We start from the raw sequence: 232 nt of genomic DNA, 5'->3' as shown, positions 1-232 counted from the left end.
CCTTGTCGGCCATGACGACGTGCCCGTAGGCGTCTCGACCTCGGCATCAACCACCCAATGCCCGCTGCTGGCCAGCGCTGCAGCCGCGGCACGGGTTTCCACACCAAGCTTTTTGAATACATGCTCAAGGTGCTTATTCACAGTGCGCGGGCTCATGCCAAGGATGTCGCCGATATCGCGGTTAGTCTTCCCCTTGGAAAGCCAGGACAGCACCTCCGTTTCCCGTGGCGTC

The 232-nt window shown here is 60.8% G+C and carries 1 protein-coding gene; it reads right to left on the bottom strand.

Annotation, left to right across the window (positions count from 1 at the left end):
- On the bottom strand, positions 1-232 hold a 232-nt coding region (locus THIARS_RS18105), incomplete at both ends, for a helix-turn-helix transcriptional regulator (RefSeq protein WP_245846009.1).

The organism is Thiomonas delicata (genome assembly GCF_900088825.1).
Lineage (GTDB): Bacteria > Pseudomonadota > Gammaproteobacteria > Burkholderiales > Burkholderiaceae_C > Thiomonas_A > Thiomonas_A delicata.
The sequence above is the reverse complement of the archived record's forward strand: the minus strand, read 5'-3'. Positions and strand labels throughout refer to the sequence as shown.